This is a genomic window from Pseudomonas sp. P4_C8, from assembly GCF_056401975.1.
On sequence record NZ_JBFUIH010000116.1, the window covers coordinates 1 to 827 of the forward strand.

1 protein-coding gene is annotated in these 827 nt (G+C 38.2%); it reads left to right on the forward strand.

The genetic code is table 11. The features are described 5' to 3' along the window. A partial coding sequence (locus AC1DWM_RS30125) for an O-antigen polymerase (protein ID WP_477796892.1) occupies nt 1–776 on the forward strand: 776 nt, incomplete at its 5' end. Nucleotides 777–827: the final 51 nt, after the last annotated feature.

Below are 827 nucleotides of genomic sequence, written 5' to 3' on the forward strand. Positions count from 1 at the left end.
TGTCAGAAGGGTATCCAGGGAGGAGGTCAATAGCGCTGCTGCACCTTGTTTCGAGCACTGCGTATATTTTTTATATTCTATCTTATGCGGGTAGGGATGGGGTTGTTTTTTGGATTATGTCACTTGTGTTCTTGTTTTTATTATTTAGGGGGTTTATGAGTCGGGAGAATAAAAAAATTATTTTGATTGGTGCTTTACTTATGATTATTCCAGCACTTATCGTTTTTATGCAGATCTCAGTGTCAAGGTTCGGTGGGGATGGGTCTGCAGCATTGTTGTTTGCTTTGTTTGACTATGCTGGGCAGCAGGTCTTTAATTTTAATGCGCATTACATGATAGACCCTCCAGCAATGCATGGGGCAATCTCATTCGAACCTGTGGTTGAATTAAAGTCGTGGATTTTTGGCGATGTATTTACGCCACTTGATCATAAGGTTTGGTTTGAATATTTTCTCGATCGAGGTGTTATTCCTTGGGTATTTCCAACGTTTATTGGTTCTTTTTTACATGATTTCGGAAAACTTGGAATGTTGTTAGCGGCTTTTTTTATGTTTCTACTAGCGAGAGTCACTTTGCTTTGCATTAAAAGAACCAAGACTTTTCCATTTTCTAATTTCCTGTTGTTTATTCTGGTTTTTCAGATTGTGTCTTGGGGGGTTTTTTATTATAGGCAGTACTCGGCGTTTTACTATCTAGTAGCTATGTTCTTGCTGTTTGTGGTGTTCAAGTTTTCTGGTAGGGCCAAAAGTGTTTATATTTATAAAGTGGAGGGTTAGGTTTTGGAGTATTGCAAGCCAGTTGTAAGTGTTGTATGTGTTACATATAAT